The sequence below is a fragment of the Winogradskyella sp. genome, assembly GCF_045105575.1.
Lineage (GTDB): Bacteria > Bacteroidota > Bacteroidia > Flavobacteriales > Flavobacteriaceae > Winogradskyella.
In genome coordinates, this window is sequence record NZ_JBGCDQ010000038.1 from 1 (window position 1) to 19571 (window position 19571).

A 19571-nucleotide genomic window follows, 5' to 3' on the forward strand; every position below is an offset into this window, starting at 1 on the left:
GTTTGCACATTTTATTTTAGGTTTTAAATAAGGTATAGTTTTTGACCTACTAATAATATGTTTTTATTATTTTTAAAGCAGAAAGGAATATAGTATGGATGATAATTTTTCCCCAAGAGTTAAAGATGTTATAGCTTACAGTAAAGAAGAAGCTTTACGACTAGGTCATGATTTTATTGGTACTGAGCATTTAATGCTTGGGCTTTTAAGAGATGGCAATGGTAAAGCGATAGATATACTTAGTGCTCTCGATGTTGATCTTAATCACTTAAGACGCAAAGTAGAGATTCTAAGTCCGGCTAACCCAAATATTGTAACCACATCTAACGAAAAAAAGAACTTACACCTAACTAGGCAAGCAGAACGCGCTTTAAAAACAACGTTTTTAGAAGCCAAATTGTTTCAAAGCACGTCTATAAATACAGCACATTTACTGTTGTGTATCTTAAGAAATGAAAATGACCCTACCACAAAGCTATTAAACAAGCTTAAAGTAGACTATGATAACGTAAAAGAAGAATTTAAATCTATGGCAACGAGCGAAGATGATTATTTAGACCCTCCAAAAGCAGAATCTTTTTCTGATGACAATATGAACGACGAGGAAGAGGCAAAACAAAATCCTTTTGGTGGTCAATCAAGTAAAACAAACAAAAAATCTAAGACGCCTGTTTTAGATAATTTTGGAAGAGACCTTACTTCATTTGCAGAAGAAGGAAAATTAGATCCTGTTGTAGGTCGAGAAAAAGAAATACAACGTGTATCTCAAATTTTAAGTCGAAGAAAGAAAAACAACCCTCTATTAATAGGTGAGCCTGGTGTTGGTAAATCTGCCATAGCAGAAGGCCTTGCTTTAAGAATCGTAAAACGTAAAGTATCACGTACCTTATTTAACAAACGTGTGGTGACTTTAGATTTAGCAAGCTTAGTGGCTGGCACAAAATATAGAGGACAGTTTGAAGAACGTATGAAAGCCGTGATGAACGAGCTTGAAAAAAACGATGATATTATTCTCTTTATTGACGAAATACATACCATTGTTGGTGCTGGTGGAGCAACAGGAAGTTTAGATGCGTCCAACATGTTTAAACCTGCCTTAGCAAGAGGTGAAATACAATGTATTGGTGCTACAACTCTAGATGAATACCGACAATATATTGAGAAAGATGGTGCTTTAGAGCGTCGTTTTCAAAAAGTCATTGTTGAACCGACTTCTGTTGATGAAACCATCGAAATACTTAATAATATTAAAGGGAAGTATGAAGAACATCACAATGTGAATTATACAGATGAAGCTATTGAAGCTTGTGTAAAATTGACGAATCGTTATATGACGGAACGTTTTCTTCCAGATAAAGCCATTGATGCATTAGATGAAGCAGGTTCTAGAGTTCATATCACCAATATTGAAGTACCGAAGCAGATTCTTGAATTAGAACAGAAACTCGAAGAAGTTAAAGAAACTAAAAACAGTGTTGTTAAAAAGCAAAAGTATGAAGAGGCGGCAAAACTGAGAGATGATGAAAAACGACTAGAAAAAGAACTCACAGATGCACAAGAAAAATGGGAAGAAGATACCAAACAGCATCGTGAAGTGGTTACCGAAGATAACGTTGCTGACGTTGTTTCTATGATGACGGGAATTCCTGTAAATAAAATTGCACAGAAAGAAATCAGTAAATTATCGCAATTACCTAATCAAATAAAAGGTAAGGTTATTGGACAAAATGAAGCTGTCGCTAAGGTTGTAAAAGCGATTCAAAGGAACAGAGCCGGACTTAAAGATCCTAACAAACCGATTGGGTCATTTATATTTTTAGGACAAACAGGTGTCGGAAAAACACAACTGGCTAAAGTATTGGCACACGAGTTATTTGATAGTGACGATGCCTTGGTTCGTATTGATATGAGTGAATACATGGAGAAATTTGCCATCTCTCGTTTAGTTGGTGCACCTCCAGGTTATGTTGGTTATGAAGAAGGAGGTCAGCTCACTGAAAAAATAAGACGTAAGCCTTATGCTGTTGTACTTTTAGATGAAATTGAAAAAGCGCATCCAGATGTCTTTAATATGTTATTACAAGTTTTAGACGATGGATTTTTAACAGATAGCCTAGGTCGTAAAATCGATTTTAGAAATACTATTATTATAATGACATCTAACATAGGTGCCAGAAAATTAAAAGACTTTGGAAGCGGAGTTGGTTTTGGAACTGCTGCTGCAGTAGCCCAAGAATCTGATCATGCTAAAGCCGTCATTGAAAATGCTCTTAAAAAAGCATTTGCACCAGAATTTTTAAATAGAATTGATGATGTCATTGTTTTTAATCCTTTGGAAAAAGAAGATATTAATAAAATTATTGATATTGAATTGGTGAAACTCATCAACCGTATTAAAGATTTAAATTACGAACTTAAATTAACTGATAAAGCGAAAGATTATATTGCTGAAAAAGGATTTGATAAACAATATGGAGCGAGACCTCTTAACAGAGCGATTCAGAAATATGTTGAAGATGCTTTAGCTGAAGAAATCATTAACTCCAAAATCCATGAAGGTGATACCATCACTATGGACTTAGATGAAAAAAATGATGCGCTTACAATTAAGATTAAAACGTCAGGTAAAACCACAGAATCTTAAGCTATTGATACTTTTTAATTAAAACTCCTTCGGTATGAAGGGGTTTTTTTTTATCTTATGACAACCTAAGAGGCAACAATGAAAGAAGTACTAACGTTTGATTTTTGTAAAATGTCGATTTACGATCATTATTTGATTGTGGTTATAAATGAAGGTATTGACATTACACCAAGTCATAACGACGTGCTAGTTGAAGTTACAGAAAAGCATTTCGCAGATCGACCTTTTGTATATATTACACATCGGGTAAATTCGTATTCTGTTGACCCTCAAATTTATTTTGAAACCTCTAAAATTGAAAACTTAAAAGGTTTTGCAGTAGTATCCAGCAATTATAAAGCTAAAGTGAATGCTAAAATAGAACAAATGTTCTTCAAAAAACCGTTCCAAATTTTCACTGAATTAGACGAAGCCGTTTCTTGGGCTGGTGATCTATTGAAAAAATAGATATCCTAAAATTTAACTTTAGAAGTATCTCCTTATTTTTAAGTCCTTAAAATCTAAAAAAAATGACTAGCGTCTAGCGTCTTAAATAACTCATTTCAAATCATAAGAATTCAAAAACAGCTCTTCAATTTCAATATCAACATCTTTTAAAAATTGAATAGAAGCTTCAATAGAATCGTGTAATACTTCATCAACTTTCATAAACGGCACTACTTTTCTGTATTGCTCTAAAAACGATTCTAATAATGGAGATGTTTTTAAAGGTCTTCTAAATTCTAAAGCCTGTGATGCATTCATCAATTCTATAGCAATAACACGTTCTACATTTGTAACTAAGGTATAGGCTTGTGTGGCAGCATTGGCTCCCATACTCACATGATCTTCTTGTCCATTACTAGACACAATGCTATCTATACTGGCAGGAGATGCCATCTGTTTATTAGCACTTACAATACTTGCAGCTGTGTATTGTGGAATCATAAATCCCGAATTTAAACCAGGATTATCAACTAAAAACGCTGGCAATCCTCTGAGTCCAGATACTAATTGAAACACCCGACGTTCAGAAATATTTCCAATTTCAGCCATGGCTATTTTCAAATAATCTAGTGCTAATGCTAAGGGTTGTCCGTGAAAATTTCCACCAGAAATAATTAAATCTTCATCAGGAAAAATATTAGGATTATCCGTAACCGAATTGATCTCAGTTAACACAACTTTTTCAACAAAATCTAAAGTATCTTTTGTAGCTCCATGCACCTGAGGAATACAACGAAACGAATACGGATCTTGCACATGCTCTTTTTCGCGCGTAATCAATTCACTTCCTTTTAAAAATTCATTAAAACGTCGTGCCACTTTTCGTTGTCCTGGATGTGGTCTCACGGCATGCACTAAATCATGAAACGGATCTAAACGTCCATCAAAAGCATCTAACGAAATACTGGCAATAATATCTGCTAAATACGATGTTTTATGAGACATTAATAATAAATAAACACCATAAGCGCTCATAAATTGTGTACCGTTCAATAAGGCTAATCCTTCTTTTGCTTCTAATCTTATGGGCTTCCAATTAAATTCTTTTAATAGTGCATCCGCATCATAAACTTCATTATTATGCACTACTTTTCCTTTTCCTAATAGTGGTAAAGCCAAATGTGCTAAAGGTGCTAAATCACCCGAAGCTCCTAAAGACCCTTGCGTAAAAACAAACGGAAAAATATCATTATTAAAAAAATCTATCAATCGGTTAACCGTATCTAACTGAACACCACTATGACCATAACTTAAGGACTGAATTTTTAAAAGCAACATCACTTTTACGACAGATTCTGGTACACGATCACCAGTACCACAAGCATGAGACATCACCAAATTTTCTTGAAGCTGACTTAAATCTGTGTTAGAAATTTTGACATTATATAACGATCCAAAACCTGTATTAATTCCATACATCGGTTGCTTTTCATTTGCCAATTTAGCATCTAAATAGGTCTTACATTTCTTTATTTTAGTTACGGCTGATTCTGATAATTTTAGTTTTTTCTTTTTATGAAAAATATTGTAAATCGTTACGATGTCTAAAGCATCAGATGAAATGATATGATAATTGTCCATTCAGTGTAGTTTTAATCGTTATCAAAAGTGAGAATATTTTTGCACTCTACAAGGTTTTGTTAATAATTCATGCCAACTTTATGTTTGCTTTTTAATGTTTATTTTTGCGCTTGACTAAAATGACATTTATGAAAAGATTATTAGTACTTTGCTTAGCGACGCTTATATTTAATTGTAAAGAAGAGCCACCTAAAGACTATGCGACCCTTTCTGGAAAAATAGAAAACCCTGATGAAAGTAAAACACTAAGAATTTTTAAAGGTAGAACTTATGAAAAAGTAGTTACCATTAATGACGACGGAACGTTTAAAGACACCTTAAAAGTAGAAGAAGGTGATTACAATTTTCAGCATGGAAAAGAGTATGGGCAAATTTATTTAAAGAACAATAACGTCACGTCTTTTGAAACCAATTACGACACTTTTGTAGATGCGATTATATTTAAAGGAGATGCAGCAGATATCAACAACTTTGCTGTTCAGTCGTCTTTAATTGGTAAAGATTTTTTTACTGAGGCATTAATATCCTCTGGTACTAAAGAAGATGTTGAAGCAGCTCTAAAAAATTATAAATCTGCTTATGAAACATTAAAAACTGATTATACAGAATTAGATTCTACGCGTGTTGCTAATATGGACAAAAATGTAGACATGACTATTCAGCAGGTTAATAAATTTATGGCACCAAAGATAGCCATGCGTTCAGCGTTTCCTAAAGGAGCTCCATCTCCTGTTTTTGAAAATTACGAAAATTACGCTGGCGGAAATATGTCCTTATCCGATTTAAAAGGTAAATATGTGTATATGGATATTTGGGCTACTTGGTGCGGTCCTTGCATTAGAGAGATTCCATCGCTTCAGAAAATTGAAAAGCAATTTGATGGTAAAAATATTGAATTTGTAAGTATCTCTATCGATGAAGGAAGAGGCTATAAAGGAGATGCTGCCGCAGCTTACGAAGGTTGGAAAAAAATGGTGGCTGATAAAAACTTGGGTGGTATTCAATTAATGGCTGACCAAGGGTTTAATTCCGACTTTATTCAGAATTACAAAATCAGTGGGATTCCAAGATTTATTCTGGTTGATCCAGAAGGGAATATCGTCAGTGGTGATGCGCCTAGACCTTCAAACCCAGCATTAATTAGTATGTTAACTGAATTGGGACTATAGATTTATAGTTGCAAAGTAAAAAGCCTGTCTTTATAAAATGAGACAGGCTTTTTTGATTTCTGTTTTATTATTGTTGTTCTTGTTGATTAGGTTCTGCTTCTTGTTGCGGTTGTTCTGGCTGTTTAAACAAATCGATATACGCATCTCCAATCGCTTCAATCATATGGCTAGCTATTAAACTTTGATACCCATAATCTTCTAAAGCAATATCTGCTGCTTTTCCATGTAAATAGACACCAAAAATAGTTGCTGATAGTGGCTCGTAAGTTTGTGCTACTAATCCAGAAATAATTCCTGTTAAAACATCTCCACTTCCTGCCGTTGCCATTCCTGGATTGCCTGTGGTATTGATGTAATACTTATCCTTAAAAACGGTAATGGAATGTGCGCCTTTTATGAGAACAATAAGCTTGTATTTTTTTGAAAACGCTTTTACTTTTTTTAGTTTTTCAAAATCATCAGACCACTTACCTACCAAACGTTCTAATTCTTTAGGATGTGGTGTTAAGATGGTTTCTTCTGGCAACAATTTTAATAAACCTTTATTTTCAGATAGCAAATTTAAACCGTCCGCATCGATCACTAAAGGTGTTTTATTTTGTTTTAAAAATGTTTCGAACGTTGTTGCGGTTTCTGTTGCTGTACCGAGGCCTACTCCTACTCCAATGACTGTTGGTTCTTTGTTCAACTTAATATTAGAAATATGGGTTTCATTCTCGTCAGTAATGACCATAACCTCTGGTATAGAAGCTTGCAAACTGTGATAACCACATTTTGGTGTATAAGCAGTCACCAAACCTGCACCAGAACTTAAGGCTGCTCTACTTGCTAAATTTACAGCACCAATTTTACCGTAACTACCTCCTAAAATTAATACATGTCCGAAATCACCTTTGTGTGCAAATTTATCTCTCGATTTATAGAGCGGTAATACTTCATGTTTAGAAATGAGCTCGGCTTCGGTTTCAGTTTCCTTTAAATAATCACGGTCAATACCAATATCTAACACTTCCCATTGTACCGTATATTTTGCAGTTTCTGGCAGAAAAAACACCAATTTTGGAGATTGAAAACTTAAGGTATAGTTGGCATGTACCACGGCATTTTCGTCTTCAACAACGCGATCAGTATACAATCCCGAAGGCACATCAATAGCTAAAGTAAAAGCCTTAGATGCTTTGAATTTTTGAAATAATTGTTGTACCCATTCATTTGGTGGTCTATTTAATCCGATACCAAAAACAGCATCTACAATGATATCATCTACACCTATAACAATGTCATTAAAGTCTGTTTTACAAGCCAACATTTCAGGCCATTTTTTAGTGACATTTTTAATGCGGTCGTAATTAATTAAAAAATCTTTAGAACGCTTATCACTACAATTCACAATATATGTAATGACATTATAACCATGGGTTATTAAATGTCTGGCTAAAACCAAACCATCGCCACCATTATTTCCGATACCACAAAACACATGAATAGGAACTTGAGCTCCTTGCATACGCATGTGCATCCAATTAAAAATTTGGGTGCCAGCACGCTCCATTAAATCTGTTGATGCTATTTTTTGACGTTCTGTGGTTAATTTATCACCTTCGTAAATTTGTTCTTTTGAAAATAATTTCATGTGTTTATATCTATTATTTTTTTAGCGGACGTTCTTATAACTATCAGAACCTGTTCCCTATCCATTATTCCCTTTTGGTAATCAAAATTTTAGCATAGTGATTTCATGTATATTTCTCTATGCTTTAATTTCTTACAACTTGAGAAATTCTTCTAAACTTTGCTCATTCAAACGATCTATATCTTAAAATTTATTTCAAAATTAAGTTATCAAAAAGATGAGATCAAAAGACTAAAATAAACAATATCACTTATATTCAATAGTGTAAATTAGATATAAGGCTTATTTGTTTTCATTTTCATAAAAAGACAAGGCCTTTTCTGCTAATTCACTAAAAAGCCGCATTAAGTTTTTTTATTGTTGTAAAAATAATACTTTTGAAAGGTAATGAAGCACTCGCAAACCATAGCATCTCATATAATAGTTAACACTAACTGCACAACCATGACTATGTTTTTCATTTCAACGATTTTTACCCTTTGGGTTATTTCGTAATATGCCCTCCGTTCCTTTTTGTCTTTTTAGACATTTTATTTCTCTAAAACTATATACACTATGAAAGTTCTCAAATTTGGAGGTACCTCAGTTGGTTCAGCCGAAAATATAAATAAAGTCATTTCAATTTTAGATCAACAATCTAAACAAACAACAATTGCTGTAGTGGTTTCAGCTGTTGGTGGTATTACAGATAAACTACTAGAAGCGGCTAACTTAGCCTGTGACAAAAATTTAGATTATAAACAGACTTACAATAAAATTTGGTCTATTCATAATGCAGTAATTGAAGGTTTGTTTTTAAATCCAGAAAATGATAAAACCCTGCAAAAACAACACGATGAATTGCATGAATTAATTTCAGATAAGCTAGAAGCATTAAAAAGCCTCTTAAATGGCATTTATCTTATCAACGAACTCTCGCCAAAAACAAAGGATAAACTATTGAGTTATGGAGAAATATTATCGTCTACAATTATATATCACACACTTATTTCACGACAACTCAGTACGACATTAAAAAATTCGCAAGAGCTCATCATAACAGACGCTAACTTTAATAATGCGACTGTTAATTTTGAATTGACCAATGCCAATATTTCAACATTTTTTAACTCAAATACCAATGCCATTGTGCTGCTTCCTGGGTTTGTTTCAAAATCTGTAAATGGCGATATGACGACTTTAGGTCGTGGAGGTTCAGATTATACGGCTGCCATCATCGCTGCGGCTTTAGATGTGGAAGAATTACAAATATGGACAGACGTTAGTGGTATGTATACAACGAACCCTAAATTGGTGAAACAAGCCGCGCCTATTGTAGAATTATCTTATCAAGAAGCTGTAGAATTATCACATTTTGGTGCTAAAGTATTATATCCGCCAACGGTAATGCCTGTGCTAAAAAAGAAAATCCCAATTGTTATAAAAAACACGATGGATCCTGAAGCTATTGGCACTACAATTACTCAAAATATAAAATCTAACGGAGATTCGCCTGTTAAAGGGATTAGCAATATTGAAGATATTGCCTTACTTACCCTTCAAGGTAATGGTATGGTTGGTGTGCCAGGATTTAGTAAACGTTTGTTTGAAACCTTAGCCCAAGAGAAAATCAATATTATATTAATTACACAATCCTCTTCGGAGCATTCTATTTGTTTTGGAATTTCAAATACCGATGCGCAACGTGCTAAAGAAGTAATTGATGCGGTGTTTGAATATGAAATTGCACTTCAAAAAATAGACCCAATTGTTGTAGAAACCGATTTATCTATCATTGCTGTCATTGGTGATAAAATGAAAAGTCATCAAGGCATTAGCGGTAAAATGTTTAGCACCTTAGGAAAAAACAATGTTAATATTAGGGCGATTGCACAAGGAGCTTCCGAACGTAATATTTCAGCAGTCATTCATAAAAATGACGTCAAAAAAGCGTTAAATAGTTTACACGAACAGTTTTTTGAAATTAAAACCAAGCAAATCAATTTGTTTATTACAGGTGTTGGTAATGTTGGCGAACGTCTTATTGAACAAATAAAACAGCAAAAAGCGTACGTTAAAGAAAATTTTAAAATCAACTTGAGAATTGCTGGTTTGTCAAATTCTAGAACCATGGTCGTCAACGATGATGGTATTAATTTAAAAGACTGGAAACAAGCGCTACAACACGGAGAAAAAGCCAGTTTAGAAGGGTTTTTTCAACATGCCAAAACACTTAATTTAAGAAATTCTATTTTCATAGATATTACAGCAAATGAAGCTGTTGCAAACTGTTATGCCAACTACTTAAAAGAAAGTATTGCTGTTGTTGCTTGCAATAAAATTGCCTGTTCTGGACCGATTACGTATTATAACGAATTGAAACAATTATCAAGACAATATAGCGCGTCTCTTTTGTTTGAAACTAATGTTGGTGCTGGTTTACCTGTTATTGACACTTTAGGTCACTTAATTACATCTGGTGATAAAGTCCATACCATTAAAGCGGTTTTATCAGGAAGTTTGAACTTTATATTCAATAATTTTAATGCAGAAACCACCTTTCATGATGTGGTAAAACAAGCGCAAGAAGAAGGCTATACAGAACCAGATCCTAGAATTGATTTAAGCGGCATTGATGTGGCTCGAAAAGTTTTAATTTTAGCACGAGAAAGTGGTTATGCACTTGAATTATCGGATCTTAAAACTGATAATTTCTTAACTGACTCCGCAATGAACGCTGCATCAGTCTCAGATTTTTTCGATACCTTAATTAAAGATGAAGCCTATTACCAAGGCCTTTTCAAATCAGCAGAAGATAAAAATTGTCAGTTAAAATTTGTGGCCGAATTTAATAATGGAAACGCAAAAGTTGGTTTGCAAGAAATTCCTGAGGGTCATCCGTTCTATAATCTAAAAGGAAAAGATAATATTGTGATGTTTTACACACAACGCTATCCTGAGCAACCTATGATTATTAAAGGAGCTGGAGCTGGTGCAGATGTTACGGCTTCTGGTTTGTTTGCTGATATCATTCGAATTGCTAATAACTAGATTGAAGGAAAAGAAGTTATTGAATTACTAAGTTAATTAGGCACAAACCCTTAATCATTTAGTAACTCATTAACCCAATACCGCACTTATGAAAGAAATCAGAATATTTTCACCAGCAACCGTAGCCAATGTCGCTTGTGGATTTGATGTACTTGGCTTTTGTTTAGATACTATTGGAGACGAAATGGTCATCAGAAAAACAGACCATAAAGGCATTAGAATCACAAAGATTGAAGGCTACAATTTACCATACGAAGCAGAACAAAATGTCGCAGGAGTATCGGCTTTAGCCATGTACAATGATTTACAGCCCGATTGTGGATTCGAAATTGAAATTTACAAGCGCATAAAACCTGGTAGTGGTATTGGCAGTAGTTCGGCAAGTGCTGCAGGCAGTGTTTTTGGAATGAATGTACTATTAGGACAGCCATTAAATAAAACACAACTGACCTATTTCGCTATGAAAGGTGAAGCTTTAGCAAGCCAATGCGAACATGCAGATAATTTGGCACCTGCTATTTTTGGTGGCTTTACCTTAGTAAAATCTGTTAAGCCTTTACAAATTTTAGAGCTTCCTACTCCAACAGATTTATATGCTACTTTAATTCATCCACAAATTGAAATTAAAACAGCGGATTCTAGAGCAATTCTGCCAGAAGCTGTTCCGTTACAGAACGCTATAATTCAATGGGCTAATGTTGGGAGTTTGGTGCATGCTTTGCATACGTCGGATTACGATTTAATTAAAGATTCCTTAAACGACGTCATTATTGAGCGCTTCAGAAAACAACTCATTCCACATTTTGATGCAGTGAAAACAGCCGTTTTAAAAGCTGGTGCTTTGGGTTGTGCTATTTCTGGTTCTGGACCTTCTATTTTTGCGCTAAGTAAAAGTAAAGCGACTGCTAAAAGTGTTGAAGAAGCCATGAAAAACGTTTATTCAAAAACAGATATTCTATTCGAAACCTATGTTTCTAAAATTAATACGGAAGGGATACGTGTTATTTGACGGATGACAGAAGACGGAAGATGGAAGATGGAAGATGGAAGATGGAAGATGGAAGATGGAAGATGGAAGATGGAAGATGGAAGATAAAAAACGTAAACAATCAAGATTTATGAATAAATTCAAATTTGAAAAATTGATTATTTGGCAAGATGCCATGGATTACGCAGAAGCTGTAAATGAAGTTTCACAAGGATTTCCAGATAAAGAAAAATTTAATTTAACATCGTAAATTATGAGAGCTGTAGATTCTGTAGCACTTAATATTTCTGAAGGGTCAATAGGTCAATCAAATCCAGAACAACGGAAATTCATTGGATATTCTATTCGCTCTTTAGCTGAAGTTGTCACTTGTTTATTCAAAGCGAAAAGAAGAAATTATACCTCAGAAGAAACATTTAAAGCATTATACAATTCTGCTTTCCATTTAATGAACAAAATGGCAGCATTCAAAAGAAACATAAAATAAAAACGACCATCGGATTGCCGTCATCTATCTTGGGTCAAAATTCAAAATATCAAATGAATTACTACAGTCTAAACAAAAAAGCTCCAAACACAACCTTCGCAGATGCCGTAATAAGAGGATTAGCACCTGATAGAGGTTTATATTTTCCTGAATCGATTACACCTTTAGAGGCGTCTTTTTTTGAAACTATTGAAGATAAAACAAATGCCGAAATTGCGTTTGAAGCCATTAAGCAATTCATTGTTCCTGAAATTCCTGAAACTGTTTTAAAAACAATTGTTGAAGAAACTTTAAATTTTGATTTTCCTGTCGTGGAAATCAATGACCATATTTCTACACTCGAATTGTTTCACGGCCCAACCATGGCATTTAAAGATGTTGGTGCACGTTTTATGGCACGTTGTTTAGGCTATTTTAACAAAAACAACACCAATGAAGTAACAGTTTTAGTAGCAACTTCTGGTGACACAGGAGGTGCTGTTGCTAACGGATTTCTAGGCGTAAAAGGTGTAAATGTGGTGATCCTTTATCCTAGCGGAAAAGTAAGTGATATTCAAGAAAAGCAATTGACCACACTCGGACAAAACATTACCGCTCTAGAAGTCGATGGTGTATTTGATGATTGCCAAGATATGGTAAAACAAGCCTTTATAGATAAAGAATTGACAAGCCAGATGCAACTAACGTCTGCAAACTCTATAAATATTGCACGCTGGCTGCCACAACTCTTTTACTATCTGTTTGCTTACAAGCAACTAAAAGCAAAACATAAAGATATAGCCTTCTCTATTCCTAGTGGAAACTTCGGTAATATTTGCGCAGGCATGGTCGCTCAAAAACTAGGCTTACCAGTAAAACAGTTTATTGCTGCCAATAATGCCAATGATACGGTTGTAAATTACATGACTACAAAAATTTACGACCCAAAACCTTCGGTACAAACCATAAGTAATGCTATGGATGTTGGGAATCCGAGTAATTTTATTCGCATTCAAGAATTACATAATAATAATTTTGAAGCTTTAAAAGCTAACCTATCATCTTATAGTTATACAGATAATGAAACCAAAGCTGCACTTTTAGAATTATATAAAGCGTATAATTATGTTGCAGATCCTCATGGAGCTGTTGGGTATTTGGGAGCCAAAGATTATTTAAAACACAACAACGCACATGTGGTGTTTTTAGAAACGGCACATCCTACCAAATTTTTAGATGTCGTTGAAGGCGTTATTGAAAAAACGGTACCGCTTCCACCTCAAATTGCAGCGGTTATGAATAAAGAAAAAGTGGCTACTGTTATAAATTCTTATGAAGAATTGAAGGGTTTTTTGTTGAAATAATTTATTTACTATTTTTCTATAGAAGATTACAGAGGTTTTAAAAACCTTAATATGGGCCTACAATTGGGTTTTGTCAAAGAATAATCGGGTGAATTGTTCTTCAAATAAAAATTGATTAAAGTACTACGCCATTAGTGAAATTTTACAACGTGAATAGCTTTAAAACTTTTTGCACCTATTAAACTGATCAAAACATAAAATTGAAAATAATGTAAATAGCAGAGTTTAGATTTAAAATAATAGTTATAAATTTAAATTGAAAAACGAAAATAGAATTCATAAATTTTGAAAAACAAACCACACAGCAACTATAAAGTTGGCGATTTAATCTACGATGCTGATATTTATGATGGCATGAATACCAACCTTGTGGATTTAAAATTTTATAAAAAATGGTTGCCAAAAAATAAAAATGCACGTATCCTTGAACTTTGCTGTGGTACCGGAAGACTTACAATTCCTATCGCAAAAGAAGGGTATGACATTACTGGTATAGATTTTACCTCATCAATGCTGAAACAAGCAAAATCGAAAGCAGCAAAAGAGAATGTAAGCATTCCCTTTATTGAAGCAGATATCAGAACTTTAGATTTATCCGAAACCTACGATTTTATTTTTATTCCTTTCAATTCAATTCATCATTTATATTCAAATGAAGATTTATTTAAGGCTTTTAAAGCTGTTAAAAAACATCTTAAACAAGACGGTTTATTTTTATTCGATTGCTTTAATCCAAATCTTCAATTTATTGTTGAAGCCGAAAAAAAAGAAAATGAAATTGCCCAATATACCACTACTGATGGACGAAAGGTTTTAATAAAACAAATAATGCACTATGAAAACAAAACGCAAATCAACCGAATAGATTGGCATTATTACATCAATAGCAAATTTCACTCTATTCAAAATTTAGATATGCGACTGTTTTTTCCACAGGAATTAGATGCCTATATCAAGTGGAATGGTTTCGAAATTATAAATAAATTTGGCAATTTTGAAGAAGATACCTTTTGTGCTTCTTCAGAAAAACAAATATTTGTTTGCAGATAACGTATTCGACATATATTTGATATCGCAAAAAGTTGGATTACTTCATACTATAATAAAAACATTTAGATTTCACTAATTTAGACTCATGCCAAAAACCCTATACACCATATACGTAATAGAACTTTCCAAACGCGTTTATACCGAAAACGCCAAGTTCAGAAATGCAAATCCGCAGTTTAATGGCGTTGTAGAATGTTTGTATGTTGGCATGACGAGCAAAACACCTAAAGAACGTTTTATGCAACACAAAACAGGTTATAGAAATAAGAAAGGTCATAAATTGTCGTCAAATATCGTTGAGAAATATGGCACGTATTTACGACCCAGTCTTTTTAATCATATCGATCCTTTTTTTACGAGAGCGGAAGCGTTAAAAGCTGAAGAACAAATTGCTTTAGAATTACGACGCGAAGGTTATGCGGTTTGGTTTAATTAGTCATAAGTCTAATCAGCCTTATGTTAGAACATATATAATACCAAAAATCAAATACCGCCTACATAAAAATTAGGTGATTTTTTATAATCAAATGTAAAAAAAAGATCTCAAAAAAAAGACGTTTTAGAAATTAGAGCGTTTTAGTTATATGATTTCTACACTTCAACCTAAATAACATCTCCTACGCATAGTTTTTCATACCCAAAACCTAAGAATAATTATATTTGCTAGTATCTACAGATTTGCTGCATGAAATACGTACCTTTTATAGTCTTTACACTTTGTCTAAACTTTAGCTTAGGCTCCCAAGAACTCACATTAGAAACACCTTTAGATCCTTTAGTCCACGAAACTTCTGGCATATTATTTCTTAATAACACACTCATTACGCATAACGATTCTGCAAACACCAATCAACTTTACGATATTGATGTCGTCACAGGAAATGTAACACGTACTGTGACCATAACTAATGCTACTAATGGCGATTGGGAAGATCTTACACATGACGATACGTATATCTACATTGGTGATTTCGGTAATTTTGATGCCAGTAGAACTGACCTTAGAGTCTATCGTATTTTAATATCGGACTATTTTTCGAGTACGTCTGTAACGGCAGAAGTCATTAATTTCAGTTACAGCAGTCAGACTAGTTTTACTCCAAGTCCTTTAGCCACAAACTTTGATGCCGAAGGTCTTATTCATATAAACAACAAACTCTATATTTTCTCGAAAAACTGGCTAAATGGTCACACCGATATTTATGAACTTCCCAAAACTATTGGCACCTACAGCCTTTCTGCTATGGATACCATAAATACAGAAGGTTTAATTTCTGGCGCAACATTTAATCCTATAGATAACAGTATTATGCTGATTGGTTACGGTAATAGTGGTCCTTTTTTTATACATCTAAAAGATTTTCATTCTGGGCTATTTTCAAATGGCACATTAGAAAAGATATTTGTTAATGTACCCACAAATTACTCACCACAAATTGAAGGTATTATTGCTATTAATGCGGATACGTATTACGTTTCTGCCGAAGCAGTAGCATCTACGCTATCTGGTTTATATAGTTTTAATGCATCTACATTGCATATTGAAACTTTAAATACTGACAAGGCTTCATTTTATCCAAATCCTGCAAGTGATAGTATTACCGTAAGTCCAAATTATTGCATAACACAAATATATAGTATCACGGGAAAATTAATAAAAAGGTCTAGCAACAAAACTATAGATATCTCCGATATGGCAACAGGAATCTATATCGTTAAAATACAGTCCACAGCGAAAACAGAAACGACTATAAAAAAATTAATTATCAATTAAAACCAGGTTAAATTGAAACGTTAAACACTATTAAAATGTCGTGTACATTTTAATGTCTCTAATGCATATAGTCAAAAATCAAACTAAAAAAATGTACATTTAATAACGCTTGAAAAAAGACACTATAATTAAGGAATATAAAAGCAACTTAACCCAACACCTTCACCAACAATTCCTTAAGTAAATCTCCTTGAGGTACTGCATTAGCACCAACACCTTTACTTTTTACATCAAATTCACGCAAAACACCAATGACGTAACTCACTTTTTTCATTGGGTAGTTTCTGGCTGCATCTAAATATTCATTTACAAAATATGGATTCACTTTTAGAGCTGACGCTACACTTCTCGGATTACGATCAGACATGCCATGAAGATGCAATAATTGCGAAAAGAAATTAAACAGTAACGCAACCGTTACCACCATCGGATTATCCTTAGGATTATCTGCAAAATACTTCGCGATTTTATGCGCTTTTACAACGTTACGTTGGCCAACGGCTTTTCGTAATTCAAAATTATTATAATCCTTACTGATGCCTATATTTTCTTCAATATGCTCTGGAGTAATTTGTGTACCTTCTGGTAAAACAATTTTCAATTTATTAAGTTCGTTATCAATTTTACCCAAATCTGTTCCTAAAAACTCAACCAACATTTGTGAGGCTTTTGGCGAAATATTATAATTCTGACCAGCTAAAACACGTCTAATCCAATCAGAGACTTGGTTTTCGTACATTTTTTTACTCTCAAAAACAACTCCGACTTTATTAATAGCTTTGTATAAAGCTTTACGCTTATCAATTTTTTTGTATTTATAATTGAGCACTAAAACGGTTGAAGGTTGTGGATTAGCTGCATATTGTGCTAATTTCTCAATACTTCGACTTAAATCTTGGGCTTCTTTTACAATGACTACTTGGCGCTCAGCCATCATTGGGTAACGCTTGGCATTGCTAACAATATCATCTATCGTTACATCTCTTCCATAAAGTACCATTTGGTTAAAACCTTTTTCGGCTTCATCTAAAACGTTGTCTTCAATGTAATCTGAAATTTTATCAATATAATACGCTTCCTCACCCATCAAAAAATAAATGGGCTTAAGGTCTCCCTTTTTAATAGTCGCTACTAATTGTTTTACGTCGTCCAAAACTTTATAAATTTCAATAACTAAATTCCAAATTCCAAAGGATATACCATTAGAGAAAGGCTCTATTCTGGATTTTGGATTTTGAAAATTGTGATTTGTAGTATTTGCGTTAACTTTGAACAAAATATGATTTTACAGTGTTGCAAGATCTCAACTTTCCAAAGTTTGAATACCGTTTCAAAAGTACAGAAAATAAAGTTTCTATTTTTGATGTGATTCGGAAAAAATTCATCATTCTTCAACCCGAAGAATGGGTAAGACAGCATTGTGTTCATTATTTAATTACTGACAAAAACTACCCAAAATCATTAATTAGTGTCGAAAAAGAGCTGACTATAAATGGCTTAAAAAAACGCTATGATATTGTAATTTTTAACTCAGATGGCAGTATTCACTTGATTGTAGAATGTAAATCGCACAACATAAAAATAGACCAAACTACTTTTGACCAAATTGCACGTTATAATTTAGTCTTAAATGCCACGTATTTAATGGTGACTAACGGTTTAAATCATTATTATTGCGAAATGGATATGGAAAATGAAAGGTATTCGTTTTTAGAAACTATTCCAGATTATAAAGCCAATTAAATGCTACAAACCAAAGACATAGCTGTCGTCATTTTAAACTGGAATGGAAAAACTTTGCTCGAGCAATTTTTACCTTCTGTTTTAAAATATTCTAATGATGCAGTCATCTATGTAGCAGACAACGCTTCTACTGACAATTCTGTTAATTTTATAGCTGAACATTTTCCAACAGTAAAACTAATTCAGAATACTGAGAATGGTGGTTATGCAAAAGGCTATAATGATGCGCTAAAACAAGTTGAAGAACCACTACTCTGCTTATTGAATAACGATATTGAAGTGACTAAAAATTGGCTTCAACCAATTGTTCTGGAATTTAATACAGATGCTAATACAGCAATCATTCAACCAAAAATTTTAGATTATAAAAACAAATCTCACTTTGAGTATGCTGGTGCTGCTGGTGGATTTATAGATAAATATGGTTATCCATATTGTAGAGGTCGTATTTTTGATACCATAGAAGAAGACAACGGTCAATATAACGCTACCAAAACTATTTTTTGGGCCTCTGGTGCTTGTTTATTTATTAGGAATTCAGTTTTTAAGACATTAATTGGCTTTGATGAAAGCTATTTTGCACACATGGAAGAGATTGATCTGTGCTGGCGCGCTTTTAACAGTAATTATAATACAAAATATGTTGGCAATTCTACTGTTTATCATGTTGGTGGTGCAACACTAAGCAATACCAATCCTAAGAAAACTTATCTCAATTTTAGAAACAGCTTATTCACTTTAGTAAAAAATATAGACTCAAATGTATTCCTTAGAACTGTCATTCGTATGAAATTAGATGGCATTGCTGCTGTTCGATTTCTGTTACAACTAAAACCACATTACTTCTTTGCTATATTTAAAGCGCATCTTTCTTTTTACAAAAATTTAAATCGACTTTTAAAAGAAAGAAAACAACTTCCTAAACGACCAAATTACTTTGAAACCAAGTCTATTGTTTGGTCTTATTTTATAAAAAAACGAACCCATTTTTAATTGTTTATAAAACTGTTAAAGTTTTTGTTAATCCATGTCCTACGCGCTTTTCTTTTCTATAATTTTGATATGTTATTAATAACAAGTAAAACTAAAATTCAATTATGAAAAAATTAATGTTGTTAAGTGTTTGTTCTATGGTCTTTTTGGCATCATGTGTTGCGAAGAAAGAACATTTGGCACTTCAGGAAAAATATCAAGAAACTCAAGATTTATTAAATACGGCAACCGTTAAATTAAACAGTTGTTTATCAGACAAAGCAGCTGCAATGGCTCGTGTTGAGACCATGAAAGATCAATTGGCGGATTTAAGAAAATCTAATCAAGATTTAATTGATACAAAAGGTGATTTAACAACTTTAACTAAACAAGGATCTGAAAACCTAGAAAAATCTTTAGAGAGTTTAAAAGAACGCGATTTAAAAATCACAAGATTACAAGATGCACTGACTAAAAAGGATAGTGTGACGTTAGCGATTGTAACAAGCCTTAAAAAAGAAGTAGGAATTAACGATCCAGATATAGAAGTAAATGTAGAAAAAGGAGTAGTTTTTATATCTATTGCTGATAAACTATTATTTAAAAGCGGAAGTTATGTTGTAACTGATAGAGCAAATGAAGTATTAGCTAAAGTTGCTAAAGTAATTAAC

General features: G+C 33.3%; 14 protein-coding genes and 2 pseudogenes. 13 read left to right on the forward strand and 3 right to left on the reverse strand.

Features of this window, described 5'->3' with window-relative positions; translation table 11 throughout:
• Positions 1-94 precede the first annotated feature (94 nt).
• Positions 95-2644 carry an ATP-dependent Clp protease ATP-binding subunit gene (locus AB8B52_RS09425; protein ID WP_406027448.1) on the forward strand — a complete coding sequence of 850 codons (2550 nt, stop codon included), beginning with the start codon at positions 95-97 and terminating at the stop codon, positions 2642-2644.
• A 78-nt stretch (positions 2645-2722) separates the two neighbouring features.
• A complete protein-coding gene (locus AB8B52_RS09430) occupies positions 2723-3091 on the forward strand; it encodes a hypothetical protein (RefSeq protein ID WP_406027450.1) in 369 nt (122 codons plus the stop codon).
• A gap of 90 nt (positions 3092-3181) precedes the next feature.
• Here AB8B52_RS09430 and hutH read toward each other — a convergent pair whose 3' ends face one another.
• Positions 3182-4711 carry a histidine ammonia-lyase gene (hutH, locus tag AB8B52_RS09435; RefSeq protein ID WP_406027452.1) on the reverse strand — a complete coding sequence of 510 codons (1530 nt, stop codon included), beginning with the start codon at positions 4709-4711 and terminating at the stop codon, positions 3182-3184.
• A 128-nt stretch (positions 4712-4839) separates the two neighbouring features.
• Here hutH and AB8B52_RS09440 point away from each other — a divergent pair, with 128 nt between their 5' ends.
• The gene (locus AB8B52_RS09440) at positions 4840-5880 is read left to right on the forward strand and encodes a TlpA family protein disulfide reductase (protein WP_406027454.1); all 1041 of its coding nucleotides are present in this window, start codon (positions 4840-4842) and stop codon (positions 5878-5880) included.
• A 67-nt stretch (positions 5881-5947) separates the two neighbouring features.
• Here AB8B52_RS09440 and AB8B52_RS09445 read toward each other — a convergent pair whose 3' ends face one another.
• A complete protein-coding gene (locus AB8B52_RS09445; RefSeq protein WP_406027456.1) occupies positions 5948-7513 on the reverse strand; it encodes an NAD(P)H-hydrate dehydratase in 1566 nt (521 codons plus the stop codon).
• A gap of 555 nt (positions 7514-8068) precedes the next feature.
• Here AB8B52_RS09445 and thrA point away from each other — a divergent pair.
• The 7 genes and pseudogenes from thrA (at position 8069) to AB8B52_RS09480 (ending at position 16185) form a co-directional block, all read left to right on the forward strand.
• Entirely contained in the window at positions 8069-10543 is a 2475-nt protein-coding gene (thrA, locus tag AB8B52_RS09450) for a bifunctional aspartate kinase/homoserine dehydrogenase I (protein ID WP_406027458.1), read from the forward strand.
• An 88-nt stretch (positions 10544-10631) separates the two neighbouring features.
• A complete protein-coding gene (locus tag AB8B52_RS09455; RefSeq protein ID WP_406027460.1) occupies positions 10632-11552 on the forward strand; it encodes a homoserine kinase in 921 nt (306 codons plus the stop codon).
• Positions 11553-11661: 109 nt separating this feature from the next.
• Positions 11662-12018, forward strand: a pseudogene (locus AB8B52_RS09460) (four helix bundle protein).
• Between the two features lie 53 nt (positions 12019-12071).
• Positions 12072-13361: a threonine synthase gene (gene thrC / locus AB8B52_RS09465; RefSeq protein ID WP_406027461.1), complete on the forward strand. Its 1290-nt coding sequence runs from the start codon at positions 12072-12074 to the stop codon at positions 13359-13361.
• Positions 13362-13646: 285 nt separating this feature from the next.
• A complete protein-coding gene (locus AB8B52_RS09470) occupies positions 13647-14411 on the forward strand; it encodes a class I SAM-dependent methyltransferase (RefSeq protein ID WP_406027463.1) in 765 nt (254 codons plus the stop codon).
• 85 nt (positions 14412-14496) lie between these two features.
• Entirely contained in the window at positions 14497-14847 is a 351-nt protein-coding gene (locus AB8B52_RS09475; protein WP_406027465.1) for a GIY-YIG nuclease family protein, read from the forward strand.
• 249 nt (positions 14848-15096) lie between these two features.
• Positions 15097-16185 carry a T9SS type A sorting domain-containing protein gene (locus AB8B52_RS09480; RefSeq protein WP_406027467.1) on the forward strand — a complete coding sequence of 363 codons (1089 nt, stop codon included), beginning with the start codon at positions 15097-15099 and terminating at the stop codon, positions 16183-16185.
• Between the two features lie 148 nt (positions 16186-16333).
• Here AB8B52_RS09480 and holA read toward each other — a convergent pair whose 3' ends face one another.
• Complete coding sequence (holA, locus tag AB8B52_RS09485) at positions 16334-17338, reverse strand: DNA polymerase III subunit delta (RefSeq protein ID WP_406027473.1); 1005 nt, start codon at positions 17336-17338, stop codon at positions 16334-16336.
• Positions 17339-17478: 140 nt separating this feature from the next.
• Between holA and AB8B52_RS09490 the strand changes: the two genes are divergently transcribed.
• The 3 genes and pseudogenes from AB8B52_RS09490 to AB8B52_RS09500 form a co-directional block, all read left to right on the forward strand.
• Positions 17479-17928, forward strand: coding sequence for a type I restriction enzyme HsdR N-terminal domain-containing protein (locus AB8B52_RS09490; RefSeq protein ID WP_406027469.1), 450 nt, complete (start codon positions 17479-17481; stop codon positions 17926-17928).
• The gene (locus tag AB8B52_RS09495) at positions 17929-18921 is read left to right on the forward strand and encodes a glycosyltransferase family 2 protein (protein WP_406027471.1); all 993 of its coding nucleotides are present in this window, start codon (positions 17929-17931) and stop codon (positions 18919-18921) included.
• Positions 18922-19025: 104 nt separating this feature from the next.
• A pseudogene (locus AB8B52_RS09500) lies at positions 19026-19571 on the forward strand (hypothetical protein); the annotation flags it as partial.

What these genes read in the sequence shown, in the direction of transcription:
- AB8B52_RS09425 (WP_406027448.1), top strand. Translation starts at nt 95, where the DNA reads ATGGATGATAATTTTTCCCCAAGAGTTAAAGATGTTATAGCTTACAGT.
- AB8B52_RS09430 (WP_406027450.1), top strand. Translation starts at nt 2,723, where the DNA reads ATGAAAGAAGTACTAACGTTTGATTTTTGTAAAATGTCGATTTACGAT.
- hutH (WP_406027452.1), bottom strand. Translation starts at nt 4,711, where the DNA reads ATGGACAATTATCATATCATTTCATCTGATGCTTTAGACATCGTAACG.
- AB8B52_RS09440 (WP_406027454.1), top strand. Translation starts at nt 4,840, where the DNA reads ATGAAAAGATTATTAGTACTTTGCTTAGCGACGCTTATATTTAATTGT.
- AB8B52_RS09445 (WP_406027456.1), bottom strand. Translation starts at nt 7,513, where the DNA reads ATGAAATTATTTTCAAAAGAACAAATTTACGAAGGTGATAAATTAACC.
- thrA (WP_406027458.1), top strand. Translation starts at nt 8,069, where the DNA reads ATGAAAGTTCTCAAATTTGGAGGTACCTCAGTTGGTTCAGCCGAAAAT.
- AB8B52_RS09455 (WP_406027460.1), top strand. Translation starts at nt 10,632, where the DNA reads ATGAAAGAAATCAGAATATTTTCACCAGCAACCGTAGCCAATGTCGCT.
- thrC (WP_406027461.1), top strand. Translation starts at nt 12,072, where the DNA reads ATGAATTACTACAGTCTAAACAAAAAAGCTCCAAACACAACCTTCGCA.
- AB8B52_RS09475 (WP_406027465.1), top strand. Translation starts at nt 14,497, where the DNA reads ATGCCAAAAACCCTATACACCATATACGTAATAGAACTTTCCAAACGC.
- AB8B52_RS09480 (WP_406027467.1), top strand. Translation starts at nt 15,097, where the DNA reads ATGAAATACGTACCTTTTATAGTCTTTACACTTTGTCTAAACTTTAGC.
- AB8B52_RS09495 (WP_406027471.1), top strand. Translation starts at nt 17,929, where the DNA reads ATGCTACAAACCAAAGACATAGCTGTCGTCATTTTAAACTGGAATGGA.